Below are 17,495 nucleotides of genomic sequence, written 5' to 3'. Positions count from 1 at the left end.
CACCCCCGCCGACGGCCGTCAGTCCGAGAGGGCCGCGAACATGCCGGGCTCGTACGCGCCGCCCGGGTTGTGCACGATCACGTTCATCCGGGTCGCCGCGTTGATCAGGGAGATGACGCAGACCAGCGTGCCCAGCTCGTCGTCGTCGAAGTGCTTGCGCGCCTCGGCCCAGGTCTCGTCGGACACGCCCCGGGCCGCGTCGGCGAGCCGGGTGCCCTCCTCGGCGAGGGCCAGCGCCGCCCGCTCGGCCGCCGTGAACACCGTGCTGTGGCGCCACGCGGAGACCAGGGCGAGCCGCACCGCGCTCTCGCCCGCGGCCGTGGCCTCCTTGGTGTGGATGTCCACGCAGAAGCCGCAGCCGTTGATCTGGCCGATCCGCAGCTCCACCAGCTCCCGCAGGCTCTTCGGCAGGCTCGACTCCTCCAGGGCGAGCGAGACGTTGTAGAAGCGCTTGGCGACCTTCGCGGCGGTGGGGGTGTCGAACAGGTTGAGACGGGGCTCCAGGTGGTCCATGACGTCGTCCTCACTGTGGGATGCGCTTGACGAACACCAGACGCCGCCCGCCCGGGCCCTGTGACGGCCCGCCGCTGTGACGCAGGCCACGGATCACGGGTGTCACAGAACCGCGGCGGCCGGCGTCCTGTGCGTGACATCGGGAGAACCGCGGAGGTCGGACATGCAGCCACAGGACGCCACCGAGGCGTTCACCGCCCATCGGAACCTGCTCTTCACCGTCGCCTACGAGATGCTCGGCTCCGCAGCCGACGCCGAGGACGTCCTCCAGGAGACCTGGCTGCGCTGGGCGGACGTGGACCACGCGACCGTCCGCGAGCCGCGCGCCTACCTGGTCCGTACCGCCACCCGGCAGGCCCTCACCCGGCTGCGCACCCTGCGCCGCCGCAGGGAGACCTACGTCGGCCCCTGGCTGCCCGAACCGCTGCTCACCGCCCCCGACGTCGCCGAGGACGTCGAACTCGCCGACAGCGTCTCGATGGCGATGCTGCTGGTCCTGGAGACCCTCGCGCCGACCGAACGCGCGGTGTTCGTGCTGCGCGAGGTCTTCGACCTGTGCTACGAGGAGATCGCGGAGGCCGTCGACAAGAGTCCGGCGGCGGTACGGCAGATCGCGCACCGGGCGCGGCTCCATGTGGCGGCCCGCCGTCCGCGCGCGATCGTCTCCCCGGCCGAGACCCGCGATGTGCTGGAGGCGTTCCGCGGGGCCGTCGAGACCGGCGACCTCCAGGGCCTGCTGGACCTGATCGCGCCGGACGTCGTCCTGCTGGCCGACGGCGGTGGCGTGGTGCAGGCCGCGCCGGCGCCCATCGTCGGCGCGGAGCAGGTGGCCCGGGTGCTCGGCAACGTCACCGGCGTGCTCTCGCTGCGGCCGACCCGGGTCAATGGCTACCCGGCGCTCACCCTCCTCCAGGACGGCGCCGTGCACAGCGTCATGGCGGTGCGGATCGACGACGGCCGGATCACCGGCCTCTACGCCGTGCGCAACCCCGAGAAGCTGTCGCGTCTGGACCGGGAGACCGCGGTGAGCCGCTGAGGGTCAGGACTCGGTGCGGGCCAGGGCCAGTTCGAGGACGACGAGCAGGGCGTCCCGCACCGAACCGGTCTCCCGGGCGTCGAAGACGACGACGGGGACGTGGTCGGCCACGTCGAGCGCCCAGCGGACCTCGTCCAGGGTGTGCTCGACCTTCCCGTCGAAGGCGTTGGCGGCGACCGCGAACGGGATCCGCTTGTGCTCGAAGTAGTCGACGGCGGCGTAGCAGTCGTCGAGCCGGCGGGTGTCGACGATGACCAGCCCGCCGACCGCGCCCTCGACGATGTCGTCCCACATGAACCCGAACCGCTCCTGCCCGGGCGTGCCGAACAGGTACAGCTTCAGGGTCGGGTCGATGGTGATGCAGCCGAAGTCCATCGCGACCGTGGTCGTGGTCTTGCGCGGGGTGAGCGAGAGGTCGTCCACACCTGCCGCGACCTCGGTGATGGCCGCCTCGGTGGTCAGCGGCTCGATCTCGGAGATCGAGCCGACGGCGGTGGTCTTGCCCACGCCGAAGCCGCCCGCGATCACCATCTTGACCGGCAGCGGCGGTCGTACGGCGGCCGGTTCAGCCGTTGTCGCCGTTGTCACGGAGTACCTTCCCGGAGTCGGGGATGGCGCGCAGGCCATCGATCAGTCTGCGCAGGACGGAAGCGTCGTGCGTGGCTTCGGAGTCGGGCACGTGCACCGTCAGCCGTCCCTCTTCGCGCAGGTCCTCGGCGAGGACCCGGACCACGTTGAGATGCAGCCGCAGCCGTGCCGCGAGTTCCGCGATGGACTGCGGCCGCCGGCAGGCGGCGACGATGTCGTACTGCTCGAAGGAGAGCTTGTCGAGGTCGCCGAGACCTTCGGCGGTGGCCACCACCTGGGTCTCCACGGGGATGGTCCGGCCGGGTGCGCTGGACGCCACCCGGCCCGCGGTGACCAGGAACGGCCGTACGGCGGGGGCGGGGCCGACCGCCGGGTCGCCGCCCGGGGGTGGGGCGCCCGGGGCCGGGGAGCCGTCCGCCATGCTGTGTCCGTCCGTCCGGGCTACAGGGCCGTCGGCGAGCCGACGCTGTTCTTCAGCGCGAGCACCAGTTCGGGGCTGAGCGCGCTGCCGGCCCGGTTGGCGAACACCGTCATCTCGTAGGCGATGTTGCCGAGCTTGGCCTCCTTGTCGGTGACCACGCCGAGGACGGCGCCGCTGCCGATCGCGGAGACCAGGACGTGGCCGCCCTCCAGGTCGATGATGACCTTGTTGAGGCCGCCGAGACCGTAGTTGCCGGAGGCGCCCGCCGCCAGGCTGGTGATGCCGGAGACGATCGCGGCGAGGCGTTCGGAGTCGGCGTGCTCACGCAGCTCGGAGACCGCGATCAGCAGTCCGTCGGAGGAGACGGCGATGGCGTCGACGACACCGGCGGTCTCGGTCGCGAAACGATTCAACAGCCAGGTGAAGTCGGCTGCGGCGGCCTGCAGTTCGGGCGAGGTCGGCTCACTCACTGCTCCGCTCCTTCCGGGAGGTGGTTCTGGTCCAGCTTGCGGGGGGTCGGGTACGGGGTGGACGCCGTGTCGCTGTTGCTGTCGCGGTGGGCGCGCTCCACGGCGGCCTCGAACTCGTCGAGGGCCGAGCGGACGGCTTCCGCGTCGGCGGGACGGGCCTCCTGCCGTACGACGGGGCGGGCGGCCGTGTCGGTGGTGCGGAGGGTGGCGCCGCGGACACGGCGGCGCAAGGGGCGGGAGGCGCCGGGCGTCTCGGCGGCGATCGGTTCGCCGCTGCGGGCCCTGGGGATGAGGACGGCCCCCTCGACGGCCCCCTCGACGGCCTCTTCGACGGACTTCTCGGCGGCCTCCCGCCGGGGGATCCGGCGCGGCAGCGGCCCCGTGGGGTCGTCGGAGGCGGGCCGCGGGCCGGCCTCGGTGTGCTCGGCGGCGGGTGTCGTGGCGATCGGCGCTGCCACGGCGGCCGCCGGCAGCAGCAGCGAGGACGGCAGGGTCACCTCGGCCGTGACGCCGCCGCCCGCGGTGCGGGTGAGGACGACGGAGATCTCCCAGCGGCGGGCGAGCGTGCCGACCACGAACAGACCGAGCACCTTGGTGGGGACCAGGTCGAGGCGTTCGCGGCGCACCAGGCGGGCGTTCTCCTCGGCGAGCCGGTCGGCGCTCATGCCCAGGCCGTGGTCGGCGACCACGATCACCGCGCCCTCGGCCGCGTTCTGCACGGTCACCTCGACCGGGCTGCCCTCGGGCGAGAACGACACGGCGTTCTCGACGAGTTCGGCGACCATCAGGGTCAGGTCGCCGATGACGTCCGGCTCGACCATGACCTCGCTGCGGGCCTGGAGCCGGACCCGCCGGAAGCCCTCGATCTGCCCGAGCGCGGCCCGTACGACGTTGGTGAGCGCGGCGGGACCGGAGCCGAGGCCGGTCTCGCGGATGCCGGCGAGCAGCATCAGGCTGTCGGCGTTGCGGCGCAGGCGGACCGCGATGTGGTCGATGCTGTAGAGGCGTTCGAGCAGCTCGGGGTCGGTCTCGCCGCGTTCCACGGCGTCGATCAACGACAGCTGACGGGAGGTCAGGTTGCTGACCCGGCGGCCCACGTTGCCGAACATCTCGGCGACGTTGCGGCGGCTGAGCACCTGGCGCTGGAGCAGGGCGACCGCGGTGGTCTGCACGTGGTTGAAGGCCTCGGCGAGCTCGCCGATCTCGTCGCGGGCGGTGACCGGCACCTCGCCGAGCCGCGGCGGGGTGTCGTCCTCGGCGTCGTCGTCGGCCACCCGGGCCAGTTCGCGCCCGGCGACGTCGGCGACCTGCCGGGCAGCGCCGGTCAGGGCCTGCACCGGGCGGACCACGGAGCGCCGTACCGCCACCGAGAGCGCGAACCAGACGACGAAGCCGAGCAGCGCGAGGGCCAGCAGCAGGACGGCGTTGTGCAGGGCGTCGGCGGAGGCGGCGTCGGCGCGGTCGGCGATCCGGTCGATGAGCGAGGTGGTGATGCCGAGCCGGACACTGGCCTGCTTGCGGTACGACGGATAGGAGTCGAAGGCCGTCCGGAAGGCCTCACGGATCGCGGCCGGGGTCTCGGCCTGCAGCGAGCTGGGGTCGATCTGGAGCTCGGCGTACTGCTCGTTGATGACGGCCTGGGCGCTGTTGTGCTCGATCCCGGCGAGCTGCTCGGCCTGCTCCTCGGTGGCGAACCGGGCGAAGCGGTCGGCCTGGTGGGTGTACTCGTCGTGGGAGCCGATCGCGCCGATGAACTCGATGAGCGCGTTGGAGTCACCGGTCGTCGCGGAGAAGACGCCGGTCTCGAAGGCGCTGTGGGCGGCGTCGGCGCGCAGCAGCGAGTCGAGGAGGTTGCCGGTGAAGGTGGCCGCGAGGGCGGCGTTGCGGTCCAGGCCGAGGCCGTCGATGAGGGCCTTGGCGGCGCTGGTGTACGCCGGGTCGATGTTGTCGGCGGGGAGATAGCCCTGCTCGACGGTGTCGCGCAGACTCTCCAGGCCGTTGATCTCCTTGAGGGCCTGGGCCTCCTCGACGGGGAGCCGGTCGCCGAAGGTCCTGCGGACCGTCTCGACCTGCCGGTCCACCGCGAGCTGCGCGTCGCGGTACGGGTCCTGCGAGGGGGTGCCGCCGTCGTTGGTGGCCTCGTGGCGCACGGAGAGCAGGATCGCCTGCTGGTGCTCGGCCTCCAGCCGGTCCACCAGCGTCGCGACCTCGCTGCTGTCCCGGACCAGCCGGGCGGCGTCCGAGGCGTCCGAGGACCGGCCGACCTGGTCGGCGATGAGGTAGGCGAGCAGCACCGCGACCACGGTCAGCGGCACGCCGACCAGCAGGTTGAGCTTGCGCCTGAAGGTCCAGCGGTCGGTGAAACCCCGTATGGACAACAGGCCTCCTTCTTGACCGATTCTGATCGCTCGCCGACAAAGCGGAGACTACCGCCTCATCGGGATGTGGATCATGTGCGTCCGTGTCAAGAATCCATTACGGGCAGGCGTGCCGCCTTGCGGGTTGATTAACTTGTTGTTCACAACAGGCAACATATCGACGCCAATTGGTGACCAGGCTGCTCTTGACTGATCAAGAACTGGCTGGATTGGATCAGTGCACGTGTTTGTCCCGCACCACAACCTGCACCAAAGTCTGTCTCTCATCAGCCCACAGCCCGGAACGGGAATCGTGACTTCCAACGCCCCACGCAGCAGGTCCCTTCGGAAGCATCCCGGCGCGATGGCCGTCGCGCTCGCCGCCTCGGCGGCCCTGCTCGCGGGATGCGGCTCCGACGACGGTTCGGACCCCCTGGCCGAGGACAGCGGCAAGGCCGCGAGCGGCGACACGGTCGTCGTCGGCTCCAACAACTTCGCCGAGAGCATCCTGCTCGCCGACATCTACGGCGAGGCCCTGAAGGCCAAGGGCATCAAGGTCACCTACAAGCCCAACGTCGGCTCCCGCGAGGTCACTTACGGGCTGCTGAAGAACGGCTCCATCACCGTCCTGCCCGAGTACAACGGCTCGCTGCTGTCGTATCTCGACGCCAAGGCGGAGCAGAAGTCGGCCGACGAGGTCAACGCGGCCGTCAAGGCCAAGCTCGACAGCAAGCTGACGCTGCTGGAGTCGTCGTCCGCCGAGGACAAGGACTCCGTCAGCATCAACGCGGAGACCGCCAAGAAGTACAGCCTCACCGGCGAGTCCACCCTCGCGGACCTCAAGGACGCCGCTCCCGACCTGGTGATCGGCGGCTCACCCGAGTTCCAGACCCGGCAGCAGGGCCTGAAGGGCCTGGAGTCGGTGTACGGCCTGAAGTTCAAGTCCTTCAAGGCGCTCGACGCGGGCGGCCCGCTGACCGTGGCGGCGCTGACGAAGGACACCGTGCAGGCCGCGGACGTCTTCACCACGGACCCGAACATCACCAAGAACAAGTTCGTGGTCCTCCAGGACCCGGAGAACCTCTTCGGGTTCGCCAACGTGACCCCGCTGGTCTACAAGAGCGGCCTCTCCCAGGAGGGCGTGGACGCGCTCAACGCGGTCTCGGCGAAGCTGGACACCAAGACGCTCCTCGACCTGGACTCCCAGGTGCAGCTGGACAACAAGGACCCGCTGGACGTCGCGAAGGCGTGGCTGAAGACGGCCGGCCTGGCGTCCTGACGCGGTGACGACCGGCCGCTGACGGGAGACCACCTCGCGTCAGCGGCCGTTCTGCTGCCCGGATGCCTAGTACCCGACGTAGAACGTCGCGTCCTGCTGCTCGGTGCTGGTGGAGATCGGGTCGATGCGCAGCAGGTAGTTGGAGTGCCGGATGTAGCGGGTCGGGTTGTTGTACGAACGGAACGACGCCCACGCGGAGTTCGCGAGGCCGGCGGTCCGGTAGAACGTCGCGTCCGCGGCGAACGTCGACGTGCCGTCGTTCGCGTCCAGTCGGAGCGCGTAGTTGTAGTGCCGCAGATAGCGGGACGGATAGTTCACCGACTGGAAGGACACCCCGGAGGAGTCGGCGAGGCCCGGGACCAGCTTCCACTGGGAGTCGGGGTACGGGTCGAAGGCGTAGGCGTCGATCCGGCCGACGTAGTCGGAGTGCCGGACGTAACGGTCCGGGTAGTTGTAGGACTTGAGCCGGTTCCAGGTGGGCGTGCCCCACTTGGCGATCAGGTTGCCGTACTCGGCCGAGGTGATCGGGTGGATGGTCAGGTGCTTGGAGTTGAGCGGCTGGGTGTAGGTCTTCTGGTCGAGGGCGGTCCAGGTGCCGGCGGCCAGACTGCTGGTCTGCCAGGCGTAGAAGACGCCGTTCGGGGACCAGGTGTCACCCCAGAGGTACCAAGTGGTGCTGGAGGTCAGTGACTTGACCAGGGTCGGCGCCTCGGTGCCGCCGTGCGAGACCGCCGTGCTGAACTCGGTGAAGCTGCCCGGGTCCAGTGAGGTGGAGCGGGCGCCGACGAGCGTCGAGTTCTTCTTGAAGTACAGGTAGTTCCAGCCGCCCACGCCGACCGCCATGTCGCCGTCGATGACGTCGTAGCCGGGGTCGAAGAAGACCTGGGGGCTGCCCGCGGTCACGAAGTCGCTGGTGTAGTTCACCATGATCACGTTGTGGCCGCTGGAGTTGACGGCCGAGTAGATGACCGCGTACTGGCCCCGGCCCGCGTCCCAGAACGCCTCCGGTGCCCAGCTGTGGGTGTTCATGTCGTGGAGCTTCATCCGCCGGTAGCCGGTGAAGGTGCGCAGGTCGGTGGAGTCCCAGACGTGGATGTACTGGCTGACGTACGTCCAGTCGGTGCCGTACAGGTCGGTGGCCAGGACCACGAAGGTGCCGTCCTGCTTGCGCAGGATGAAGGGGTCGCGCAGCCCGCCGGAGCCCGCGGTCGGGGTGGCGACGGGAGCGTTCTGGTTCAGCGGGGTCCATTGCAGACCGTCGGTGCTGACGGCCAGGTGCAGACCGTAGTCGGCGGCCAGCATGTCCGGGGACTCGGTGAAGTACCCCATCACGTACGCCGAGTCGGCGGCGTGCGCGGTTCCGGCGCCGAGCGCCAGTGCCCCGGTCGCGGCGAGCGGCGCGGCCGCGGCCATGCCGAGGAGGCGACGGCGGGAGAGGTGGGGGGCGGAGGGGGTGGAGGGGGCGGGAGCGGGGGGCGGCTCTGCGGGCATGAGCTCTCCTGGAGGTCGACATCGTGTCGATATTTCGAACAAGGTTCGATGATGCGAATGGAAAGTAGAGGGGCGGCTGAGGCCCGTCAATCGGCGTGTCACGCTTGGCGGAAACCCGCCTGTTTCCTGTGCGGCTCGCCCTGCTGGGGGTGCGCGACGAGGCCCGCTGGGAGCAGGTCGCCGCCCCGCACCGCGACGCCGAGAGCGTGTGCCACGGCGCACCCGGGGGTGGGGTGACGAACACACAGGGCGATTGTCATGGAATGGGTGGTTTGTCTGGATAAATTACCCGGAGTCCACGACTTCGGGAGGTCGCCCATGCGGCGTCACACACGCCTTCGGCCCGGACCGGCGGTGGCCGCCAGTGCAGGGCTCACCGCCCTCCTGCTGGCCCCCCTTCCGGCCCCGGCCGCCCACGCCGACGTGCCTGACGCCACCGCCGGTTCCTCCGTGGTCACCGTCAGGACCGGCGGCGACCGCACCGGCGGCCTGGGCGTCGTCCCGCTGGCCGGCGTCCGGCTCGCCCTCTACGCCGACGAGAGCGACACCACGCCGGTCTCCGGCGACTGGGCCCGATGCACCTCCGACGCGGACGGCGACTGCAACTTCACCGTTCCCGGCACCGGGAGCGGCGGCGCCAACGAAGGGGCCCGCTTCTGGGTCCGCCAGGTCGAGGACGGAGTGCCGTCCGGCTGGTACACCAACCCGAAGCTGCGCACCGGCAACGGCAGCGGCTCGGTGTCGTACCCCTCGACGTACCAGTTCCGGACCCCCGCGCTGGCGGACGGCCGGACCTACTCCTCCACCCGTGACTTCATGTACAGCACGGCCTACGGGGTGAGCCCCTACCTCGCCTCCGCGGGCACCTGGCAGAACTCCCGGGTCAACCCCGAACTGCCGGCGAACTGCGGGCTGGACGTGGCCCTGGTGCTGGACCTGTCCGCCTCCGTGGGCAGCGCGCTGGACAGCCTCAAGGCGGCGGCGAACAAGTTCACCGACGCCCTCACCGGCACCCCCTCGCGGCTCGCGCTGTTCTCCTTCGACCGGAACTCGCCCAGCACCGGCACGGCCAACCACCCCGAGCTGATGTCGGTCTCCACCGCCGCCGGCGGCACGGCGTTCAAGGAGCAGTACGCCGACTGGGGCCTCGGCTCCGGCACCAACTGGGACCAGGCGCTCAACGCGGTCGCCGAGGCCGACCCCGACTACGACCTGGTGGTCGTCCTCACCGACGGCAACCCCACCCGCTGGGGCAAGCCCTACCAGGGCAACGGCAGCCAGACCCACTTCGCCGACACCGAGGGCGGCATCTTCGCGGCCAACGCCGTCAAGAAGGAGGGCTCCCGGGTCGTCGCGGTCGGCGTCGGCAGCGGTGTGCAGGGCGACTCCGGGCTCAATCTGCGGGCCATCTCCGGCACCGAGGCCTTCGACACCACCAACCCGGTGACCGCGGACTACTACCAGACCGACGACTTCGCCGAGGCCGGCACCGCCCTGCACGACATCGCGCTGACCCACTGCGACGGCACCCTGTCGGTCGTCAAGCAGATCGTGCCCGCGGCCAACACCGGCGAAGACGTCACCGGCGCCGAGAACGCGGGCGCGGGCTGGCAGTTCGACGCCTCCACCACCACCTCCGGCATCGGCGCCCTGCCCGACTCCCGCACCACCACCGACGACGGCACCGGCGCCGTGGCCTTCCAGCCGACCTACCCCGCCGACGTCACCGGCGCCGACGTCACCGTGGCGGAGACCCAGCGCCCCGACCACACCCTGGTCACCCAGGGCGGCAAGAACGCGGTGTGCACCGACCTCGACGACGGATCGGCGGTGCCGGTCACCAACTCCGGCCCGACCGGCTTCACCGTGGACGTGCCGCGCAGCTCCGCGATCAGCTGCGTCGTCTACAACCGGCCCGCCCGCACCGCCGACGTCCGGGTGGACAAGACCTGGCTCGTCGACGGCGTCGCATACGCCCACCAGGACCGCCCGGAGGGGCTCTCGGCCGGCCTCACCCTGACCGGCCCCGACACCGCCACGCCCACCGACCAGGACTGGGGCGCGGTCCGAGAGGGCTACACCGTGGGCGACTCCACGACCGTCGACGAGACCGTCGAGCTGCCCGAAGGATGTGTCCTGGAGGACGCCCGGCTGATCTCCGCCAACGGCGGCAGCGTGGATCACACGCTGCCCCACACCGTCGAACTCACCCGCGAACACAACACCTTCGCCGTCCGCAACACCGTCACCTGCAAGGCCCAGCTGACCCTGGTGAAGAAGGTCGTCAACGCGCACGGCGGAACCGCCGAACCGGCCGACTGGACCCTCACCGCCGACGGTCCCACCGGCCTGTCGGGGACGTCCGGCGCGGACACGGTCACCGACGCCGTGGTGACCGCGGGCTCCTACGCCCTGGCCGAGTCCGACGGCCCCGAGGGCTACGACGCCTCCGACTGGGCCTGCGCCGACAGCGACGGCGACGCCGTCGAGGTACGCGACGACACGGTGGACGTGGTGGCCGGGACCGCCCTCACCTGCACGGTCACCAACACCGAGCGGGCGACGACCCCGGAGCCGACGCCGACCCCGACCCCAACCCCGACCCCTACGCCCAGTGAGACGACGCCCGGTGAGCACCCCGGCGGCGGGCACCCGGGCGGCGGGCACCCGGGCCACGGGGGCGACTCGCTCGCCGACTCCGGCCACACCGTCCTGCCGTACACGCTCGGCGCGTTGCTGCTGCTCGCGGGCGGCGTCCTGCTGACCACGTGGCGGCTGCGCCGCCGCTGATCACCGCGGCCCGGCGGCTCCGTCACGGCCGCCGGGCAGCTCCGGGTGCGCGGGGCCCTGCACCGCCGCCGCGATCAGCAGGTCCAGCAGGGCGATCAGCACGTCCCGCGAGGACTCCCGCTCCCGCGCGTCGCACAGCACCACCGGGACGCCCTCCGGCAGCGCGAGGGCGTCCCGGATCACGTCCGGCGGGTACGGGTGCCGGCCGTCGAAGCCGTTGACGCCGACCACGAAGGGGATGTTCCGGCGCTCGAAGAAGTCGACGGCGGCGAAGCTGGCCTCCGGGCGGCGCACGTCGACGAGGACCACCGCGCCGAGGGCGCCCACCGCCAGGTCGTTCCACATGAACCAGAACCGCTGCTGTCCCGGGGTGCCGAACAGATAGAGGACGAGCCGGTCGTTGATCGTGATCCGGCCGAAGTCCAGGGCGACGGTGGTCGCCTTCTTGAGCTCGATACCCGCCAGGTCGTCGACACCGAGCCCGGCCACGGTCAGCGGTTCCTCGGTCCGCAGCGGCACGATCTCGCTCACCGACCCGACCATCGTCGTCTTGCCGACGCCGAACCCCCCGGCGATCAGTATCTTCACGGTGTCCGGCGCGACAGGGGTCTCGACGACGGGTGCCTCAGAGCCGGCCAAGGCCGTCCCTCACTTTCTGCAAGAGGTCCAGGTCCAGGGTGCGGTCGGTGACGGGATGCGGCGGGTGGACGGTGACCAGGCCCGCCTCCAGCAGATCGCAGAGCATGATCACGACCACGCTCACCGGCAGGTCCAGCAGCGCGGCCAGCTCCGCGACCGCGACCGGGCGGGCGCACCGGCGCAGGATGCGGGCCTGCTCGGGCTGCGGCCGGGGCGCCCGCTCCGGCGGCGGGTCCACCGCGGTCACCGTGGCGATGAGGGTGAAGCAGGCGCGGCTGGGCCGGGTCCTCCCGCCGGTCAGGGCGAAGGGCCGTACCAGCCGGCCCGCCGCCGCGTCGCTTTCGCTCACCTCACGCGCCGGTGGGTCCGAGGCCGGTCCGTGGGGCCGCGCTGAGGTGCTCGCCGATCTTCTTCACCAGCATGTTCATCTGGTACGCCACCACGCCGACGTCCGCGTTCGGCCCGGTGAGCACGACGAGGTGGGCGCCGGGACCGGCCGAGGTCAGTATCAGGAAACTGTTGGCCATCTCGATGAGCGCCTGCCGCACCGGCCCGCCCCGGAAGTCCATGCTGACGCCCTTGCTGAGGCTCATCAGCCCGGACGCGGTCGCCGCGAGCCGCTCGGCGTCGTCGCGCAGGAACCCGGTGGACTTGCTGACCACCAGCCCGTCCTCGGAGAGCACCACGGCCTGGGTCACGTCCGCGACCCGGTCGACGAGCCCGGTGAGCAACTGGTCCAGCGCGGTGTGCGTGGCGGGGGTGGGGTGTGTCATGGCGTTGTCCTTCATGAGCGGTCGGTGTGCGAAGCGGGGGTGGGAGCGGATTCGACCGCGTCCCGGGCTCGGAGCGTGCCGCGCTGGAACCCGGCGAGCGAGGAGGCCGCGTGCTCCGCCGTGAAGCCGTCGGGGTCGTCGTCCGCGACGGGCGGCGCCTCCTCGCGGAGCTCCACGGCCAGGCTGGTCTGGGGGACGCGCCGGGGGAGCGGGGAGAGCCCGGCCACGGGGGCCTCCGTGGGCGCCGGTTCACGCGGCTCCTTCGGCGGAAGGGCCGTACGGGGCTCCGGGGGCGGAAGCGTCGTACGGGGCTCCGCGTCCACGGCCTCCGCGGGCTCGGCGTCCTCCTCCCGGACCAGGATCTCGTGCGGAACCAGCACGATCGCCGTGGTCCCCCCGTACGGCGACGAGCGCAGCGTCACCGTGATGCCGTGCCGGTCGGCGAGCTTGGCGACCACGAACATGCCGAGCCTGAGGTCGTCGGCGAGGGCCACCACGTCGAACTTGGGGTCCTCGGCCAACTGGGCGTTGAACGAGGCGTAGTCCTCCTCCGGCATACCGAGACCCCGGTCCTCGATCTCGACGGCCAGGCCCTTGGCGACGAGCGCCGCCCGCACCCCGACCGGGCTGGGCGCGGGGGAGTACAGCGTGGCGTTCTCGATGAGTTCGGCCAGCAGGTGGATCACGTCGGCCACGGCGGGCGGGGCCAGGGACAGCTCCTCGTCGGTGTGCACCTCCACCCGCTGGTACTCGGCGACCTCTCCGACCGCACTGCGCAGGATGTCGACGAGCGCGACCGGCTCGGTCCAGCTGCGCCGGGGCTGCCCGCCGCTGATGATGACGAGATTCTCCTCGTACCGCCGCAACTGGCTGGCGGTCGAGTCGAGTTCGTACAGGCCCGCGAGGACGTCGGGGTCCTGGTGGCGGCGTTCGAGAGTGTCGAGGCGGCTCAGCTGGAGGTTGACCAGGTTCTGGCTCTGCCGCGCGATGCCGAGGATGACCTTCTGGAAGCCGCGCCGGGTGTCGGCGAGTTCGACGGCGGTCTCCACTGCCGTGCGCTGCGCGGTGTTGAACGCCCTTGCCACCGCGCCGAGTTCGTCGGAGCCGTAGTCCAGCTCGGGTGCCGCCCGGTCCACGTCGACCTTCTCGCCCCGGTCGAGGCGGGCGACCACGTCGGGCAGCCGCTCCTGGGCGAGACTCAGGGTGGCGACCCTGAGGCCGCGCAGCCGCCGGGACAGGGAGCGGGTGATCCGCCAGGACATGCCCACACACAGCAGCAGGGCGACCAGCCCGCCGGCGCTGAGCGAGGCCGCCGTCAGCAGCAGGCCGTCGGCCTTGTCGGCGCTGCGGGTGAGCAGCCCCGAGGTCTGCTGCCGGATGAGGACCGCGTAGCGGGCGGAGACCTTGTCCAGCGCGGCCGTCCACTGTTTCCGCAGGTCGGGCAGCGCGACCCGGCCGGTGCCGTCGGTGGGGCGGGCGGCGAGCACCTGGTCCTCGACGGACAGCAGGGTCTGCCACTCCTCGCTCGCCAGGATTCGTTCGGTCTCCGTTTTCGTGTCGCCGGTCAGTGCGGGCAGGATCTGGTCCTTGACCAGCCAGCGGCGCGTGTTGACCAGCTGGACGAACTGCGTCCGGGCCTGCTCGTCGAGGTGTCCGCTCGGCCAGGCGAGCGTGAGCTGTGCGTCCTCCTGCGAGGTCAGCTCCGCCGCGTGCTCCAGGGCCACCAGCGGGCCCGCCTGGGAGGTGAGGTCGCCGTCGTCGACCTGGGAGAGCTCCTGGAAGGCGTGGATCTGACCGTCGACGATCGACGTGTACTGGTCCAGGACCTGTTCGGCGGGGATGTCGGCCGGGTCGTCCACCTGGTCGCGGTAGTACTCCAGGCTGCCCAGCGAGGCCACCACCGAGTACAGCCGTTCCGCGACCCGGTCGGGGGCCCGCTGGATCTCCTCGGCGCGGCCGACGAGCTTCGCGACCGCCCGGTCCGTCTCGGCGCGCTGCCGGTCCAGGGCGGCCCGGGACCCGGGTACGCGCGCCAACCAGGCCGCCGACCGGGCCCGTTCGCCCTGGAGCGCGAGCGTGGCCTCGGTGCCCATGGCGCCGGTCGAGCGGCTCAGTTCCGTCTGCGCGCGCAGCCTGAGGCCCTCGGAGAACATCTGGGTGGTCGTCACACCCCACATGGCGGCGAGGGTGACGCCGGGCACCAGCGCCAGGAGGATCAGGGAGAGCCGTATGGAGCCGAGGCGGCGCCGGCGCCGGGGGCCCGTCCGTTCAGACATGGTCGTCCTTGGGCGATCAGCAGGGAGGGGGAGGTGGGGAGTTCGAGCGGAGTGGGGGCCCGCTCAGCGGGTCCCGGCGGCGGCGAACTTCGCCACGGCCGCGACATTGCTCCGGGTCACGAACGCGGGGCCGGTCAGTACGGGTGCCACACCCCCGCCGCTGACGTTGCCGTTGGTCCGGTACAGCCACAGCGAGTCGACCGCGAGATAGCCCTGGAGATAGGGCTGTTGGTCCACCGCGAACTGCACGGACCCGTTCCGCACGGCCTGGACCAGGTCCTTGTTGAGATCGAAGGTGGCGACCCGCGCCCTGCTGCCGGCCGCCTTCACCGACCCGACCGCGTCCAGCGCGAACTGCGCGCCCATGGTGACGACTTCGTCGATGCCGGGGTCCTGGCGCAGCCGGGCGGTGAGGACGGCGTCGACGGCCTCGGCGTCGGTGCCCTCCACGTACAGGTTCTCGGTCTCGCCGCCGAACGCCTTCTTCACCCCGGCGCAGCGCGCCTCCAGTGCCACGTTGCCCCGCTCGTGGATGACACACAGCGCGTGCTTGGCCTTGAGCCCGTCGAGTCTGTCCCCGACGGCGGCGCCCGCGACGGTCTCGTCCTGGCCGAAGTACTGCAACAGGCCCTGCGACGTCCAGGCGTCGATACCGGAGTTGAGCCCGACGACGGGGATGCCCGCCGCCCTGGCCTCGGCGACCGGCGCCTTCATCGCGTTCGGCTTGGCCAGCGTCACCGCGATCCCGTCCACCCGGTCCCCGATGGCGTCCCGCACCGACTGCGCCTGCCGCACCGGGTCGGAGTCGCTCACGTAGGTCAGTGCGACCCCGTCCTTCGCGGCTGCCGCCTCCGCCCCCTTGCGCACCAGCTCCCAGAAGGCGTCCCCTTCGCCTCCGTGGGTGATCAGAGCGACCTTCATCGCCCCCTTCGCCGCCTCCGCACCGAGCCGCGCCTGGTCGGAAGCGGAACCGGAAGCGGAACCAGAACCGGAGCAGCCGGCCAGCAGCAGAAGGGCGGTCGCGGTGGCGACGGCTGCACGCACGGACGCGCCGGATCTGGAAGATGCCTGGGGTGGGGAAGTGGTGATCATGAGGGTGCGGCACCTCACTGTGCGGCCGAGCAGGTGGAACGCGAAGTGAGGCCGAAACGCGGGTGTGCGTCGGCCTGTTGAACCTTCACTGGTCCGGAGCCAACCGCGTGTGACCGCCGGTAGTCAAGTGATCAGCCGCTGGTAGTGACTTCTCGGTGCCGCATCGTGATGGTCTCAGCGGGGCTCAGCCGTACGTCAGATTCGAGCACGGGTCGTCGTCCGCGGAGCGTGCGCCGTCCGCGACCTGGCTGGGGACGGCGGTCGCGGTGGTGGTGGGGCCGGCCGCGGTGGCGTACGACCGTCCCAGGACGACACTGATGCCGGGCCCCGTGACGGACTCCAGGGCGGCGCCCGGGAAGACCTCGGCCACCGTGCGGGCCCGGGTCTCCTCGCCGGGGCCGTACTCGACGAGGGTGGTGGTGTGGTCCTGGTCGGCAGCCGTCGCCGTACCGGTGACGGTGAAGCCGTCGGAGGTGAGCGTGGCGGCGGCGCGGGCGGCGAGACCGGTGACGGTGGTGCCGTTGTAGACGCCGACGGCGATGCCGGCGCCCGTCACGGGGGCGGCGGACGCCGGTGCGGTCGGCGTCGTCCTCGTCCTGCCCGTGGCGTTCCTGCCGTCGATCGTGCGGTCGGACCTCAGGGCCGCCCACAGGGCGTCGGCGTCCGGTTCGACGATCGCGACGCGTGAACCGTCGTACCGCCAGGGCAGGGTGACGAACTTGGTGTTGTGCAGGTCGACGTCCTTCAGGGACATCGCGAAGGAGATGAGCTTGCCGGCGGAGCCGAGCCCGCTGTCGACGGTGAGGGACTCGGTGGCCGCGTCGGCGAGCGGGAGCAGGTGGGACGGCGTGAGGCCCTTGCTCTTCACTTCCTTCAACAGGCTTGCCACGAAAGCCTGTTGGCGCTTGATGCGGCCGATGTCGGAGCCGTCGCCGATGCCGTGCCGGAGGCGCACGTAGTCCAGCGCCTTCTGCCCGGAGACGGTCTGCACCCCTTTCTTGAACAGCAGCCTGCCGGGGGTCGTCCGGTGCGGGTCGAGGTCCTTCTCGTGGACGTCCTGCGGCACGCACACCCGCACCCCGCCCACCACCTCGGTGAGCCGGGCGAAGCCCTTGAAGTCGACGACGACCGTGTGGTCCACGCGCAGACCGGTGAGGTGCTCGACGGTGTTCTGGGTGCAGGCCGGGTTGCCCTTGGCGGTCTCGCCCACCGAGTACGCCGCGTTGAACATCGTGTCGGTCTGCGTCCTGGTCCAGCTGCCGTCGGGCAGTTTGCAGGGCGGGACGGTGACCAGGGTGTCGCGCGGGATGGAGACCGCGAGCGCGTGCCGGTGGTCGGCGTAGACGTGCAGCAGGAGCGTGGTGTCGGAGCGCCCTATGTCGTCCTTGTCGCCGCCGCCGAGGGCCGCGTTGCCGCCGGTGCGTGCGTCGGAGCCGATGAGCAGGATGTTCTCGCCCCGTGAGGAACCGGCCCGGGGCCGGTCGTCGGAGACCCCGCCCGAGTCGAAGGTGCTGATGTTCCCGTCCAGTTTCAGGTAGAGCCAGCCCGCGCCGGCGGTCGCGAGGACCAGCAGCGAGAGGCAGACGGCGAGCGCCACGCGTATCCGGTGGCCCCGGCGACGGCCCGTCCGGCGGCGACCGCCGGACCCTTCCTGCCGGTGCCGCGGGGGTGCCGGCCTCCCCGCACTGGTGATCGTCATCCGCGCCCTTTTTGCACATTGATGGGATTTGTCGCCTAAGTCCCGGTTGTACAGTTGCGTACGACAGCAAC

General features: G+C 71.3%; 15 protein-coding genes. 3 read left to right on the top strand and 12 right to left on the bottom strand.

What is annotated here, in order from left to right; translation table 11 throughout:
- Window positions 1-18: 18 nt before the first annotated feature.
- Window positions 19-504, bottom strand: a complete 486-nt coding sequence (locus tag DI272_RS12070) for a carboxymuconolactone decarboxylase family protein (RefSeq protein WP_109500803.1) — start codon at window positions 502-504, stop codon at window positions 19-21.
- 172 nt (window positions 505-676) lie between these two features.
- On the opposite strand from DI272_RS12070, the gene DI272_RS12065 reads away from it, so the two are divergent.
- Window positions 677-1,549, top strand: coding sequence for an RNA polymerase sigma-70 factor (locus DI272_RS12065; protein WP_109495366.1), 873 nt, complete (start codon window positions 677-679; stop codon window positions 1,547-1,549).
- A 3-nt stretch (window positions 1,550-1,552) separates the two neighbouring features.
- Here DI272_RS12065 and DI272_RS12060 read toward each other — a convergent pair whose 3' ends face one another.
- The 4 genes from DI272_RS12060 to DI272_RS12045 are packed head-to-tail and all read right to left on the bottom strand — an operon-like array spanning window position 1,553 to window position 5,406.
- Window positions 1,553-2,176: an ATP/GTP-binding protein gene (locus DI272_RS12060; protein WP_375138038.1), complete on the bottom strand. Its 624-nt coding sequence runs from the start codon at window positions 2,174-2,176 to the stop codon at window positions 1,553-1,555.
- A complete protein-coding gene (locus tag DI272_RS12055) occupies window positions 2,115-2,558 on the bottom strand; it encodes a DUF742 domain-containing protein (protein ID WP_109495364.1) in 444 nt (147 codons plus the stop codon). The genes DI272_RS12060 and DI272_RS12055 overlap by 62 nt, the downstream gene beginning before the upstream one ends.
- Window positions 2,559-2,578: 20 nt before the next feature.
- Entirely contained in the window at window positions 2,579-3,028 is a 450-nt protein-coding gene (locus DI272_RS12050; protein WP_109495363.1) for a roadblock/LC7 domain-containing protein, read from the bottom strand.
- Entirely contained in the window at window positions 3,025-5,406 is a 2,382-nt protein-coding gene (locus tag DI272_RS12045) for an ATP-binding protein (RefSeq protein WP_109495362.1), read from the bottom strand. The genes DI272_RS12050 and DI272_RS12045 overlap by 4 nt, the downstream gene beginning before the upstream one ends.
- 292 nt (window positions 5,407-5,698) lie before the next feature.
- On the opposite strand from DI272_RS12045, the gene DI272_RS12040 reads away from it, so the two are divergent.
- Entirely contained in the window at window positions 5,699-6,664 is a 966-nt protein-coding gene (locus tag DI272_RS12040) for an ABC transporter substrate-binding protein (RefSeq protein WP_109495361.1), read from the top strand.
- A gap of 66 nt (window positions 6,665-6,730) precedes the next feature.
- Here the strand turns inward: DI272_RS12040 and DI272_RS12035 are convergent, their stop codons facing one another.
- Complete coding sequence (locus DI272_RS12035) at window positions 6,731-8,155, bottom strand: glycoside hydrolase family 43 protein (RefSeq protein ID WP_109495360.1); 1,425 nt, start codon at window positions 8,153-8,155, stop codon at window positions 6,731-6,733.
- Window positions 8,156-8,509: 354 nt separating this feature from the next.
- Between DI272_RS12035 and DI272_RS12030 the strand changes: the two genes are divergently transcribed.
- Window positions 8,510-10,945, top strand: a complete 2,436-nt coding sequence (locus DI272_RS12030; RefSeq protein WP_109495359.1) for a VWA domain-containing protein — start codon at window positions 8,510-8,512, stop codon at window positions 10,943-10,945.
- Here DI272_RS12030 and DI272_RS12025 read toward each other — a convergent pair whose 3' ends face one another.
- The 6 genes from DI272_RS12025 to DI272_RS12000 form a co-directional block, all read right to left on the bottom strand.
- Complete coding sequence (locus DI272_RS12025) at window positions 10,946-11,584, bottom strand: ATP/GTP-binding protein (protein ID WP_109495358.1); 639 nt, start codon at window positions 11,582-11,584, stop codon at window positions 10,946-10,948.
- On the bottom strand, window positions 11,571-11,933 hold the full coding sequence (locus DI272_RS12020; RefSeq protein ID WP_109495357.1) for a DUF742 domain-containing protein: 363 nt from the start codon (window positions 11,931-11,933) through the stop codon (window positions 11,571-11,573). The genes DI272_RS12025 and DI272_RS12020 overlap by 14 nt, the downstream gene beginning before the upstream one ends.
- 1 nt (window position 11,934) lies before the next feature.
- Window positions 11,935-12,357 carry a roadblock/LC7 domain-containing protein gene (locus DI272_RS12015; RefSeq protein ID WP_109495356.1) on the bottom strand — a complete coding sequence of 141 codons (423 nt, stop codon included), beginning with the start codon at window positions 12,355-12,357 and terminating at the stop codon, window positions 11,935-11,937.
- Between the two features lie 11 nt (window positions 12,358-12,368).
- Window positions 12,369-14,633 (bottom strand): nitrate- and nitrite sensing domain-containing protein, encoded by a 2,265-nt coding sequence (locus tag DI272_RS12010; RefSeq protein WP_109495355.1) that lies wholly within the window; start codon window positions 14,631-14,633, stop codon window positions 12,369-12,371.
- Window positions 14,634-14,696: 63 nt separating this feature from the next.
- Window positions 14,697-15,725 (bottom strand): substrate-binding domain-containing protein, encoded by a 1,029-nt coding sequence (locus DI272_RS12005; protein WP_109495354.1) that lies wholly within the window; start codon window positions 15,723-15,725, stop codon window positions 14,697-14,699.
- 184 nt (window positions 15,726-15,909) lie between these two features.
- Window positions 15,910-17,424, bottom strand: coding sequence for an LCP family protein (locus tag DI272_RS12000; RefSeq protein ID WP_109495353.1), 1,515 nt, complete (start codon window positions 17,422-17,424; stop codon window positions 15,910-15,912).
- Window positions 17,425-17,495: the final 71 nt, after the last annotated feature.

This window comes from Streptomyces sp. Act143 (assembly GCF_003143935.1).
Taxonomy (GTDB): domain Bacteria; phylum Actinomycetota; class Actinomycetes; order Streptomycetales; family Streptomycetaceae; genus Streptomyces.
The sequence above is the reverse complement of the archived record's forward strand: the minus strand, read 5'-3'. Positions and strand labels throughout refer to the sequence as shown.

Coding starts and splice junctions, on each gene's coding strand:
- DI272_RS12065 (WP_109495366.1), top strand. CDS start 677: ATGCAGCCACAGGACGCCACCGAGGCGTTCACCGCCCATCGGAACCTG.
- DI272_RS12060 (WP_375138038.1), bottom strand. CDS start 2,176: ATGGCCTGCGCGCCATCCCCGACTCCGGGAAGGTACTCCGTGACAACG.
- DI272_RS12055 (WP_109495364.1), bottom strand. CDS start 2,558: ATGGCGGACGGCTCCCCGGCCCCGGGCGCCCCACCCCCGGGCGGCGAC.
- DI272_RS12035 (WP_109495360.1), bottom strand. CDS start 8,155: ATGCCCGCAGAGCCGCCCCCCGCTCCCGCCCCCTCCACCCCCTCCGCC.
- DI272_RS12015 (WP_109495356.1), bottom strand. CDS start 12,357: ATGACACACCCCACCCCCGCCACGCACACCGCGCTGGACCAGTTGCTC.
- DI272_RS12010 (WP_109495355.1), bottom strand. CDS start 14,633: ATGTCTGAACGGACGGGCCCCCGGCGCCGGCGCCGCCTCGGCTCCATA.
- DI272_RS12005 (WP_109495354.1), bottom strand. CDS start 15,725: ATGATCACCACTTCCCCACCCCAGGCATCTTCCAGATCCGGCGCGTCC.
- DI272_RS12000 (WP_109495353.1), bottom strand. CDS start 17,424: ATGACGATCACCAGTGCGGGGAGGCCGGCACCCCCGCGGCACCGGCAG.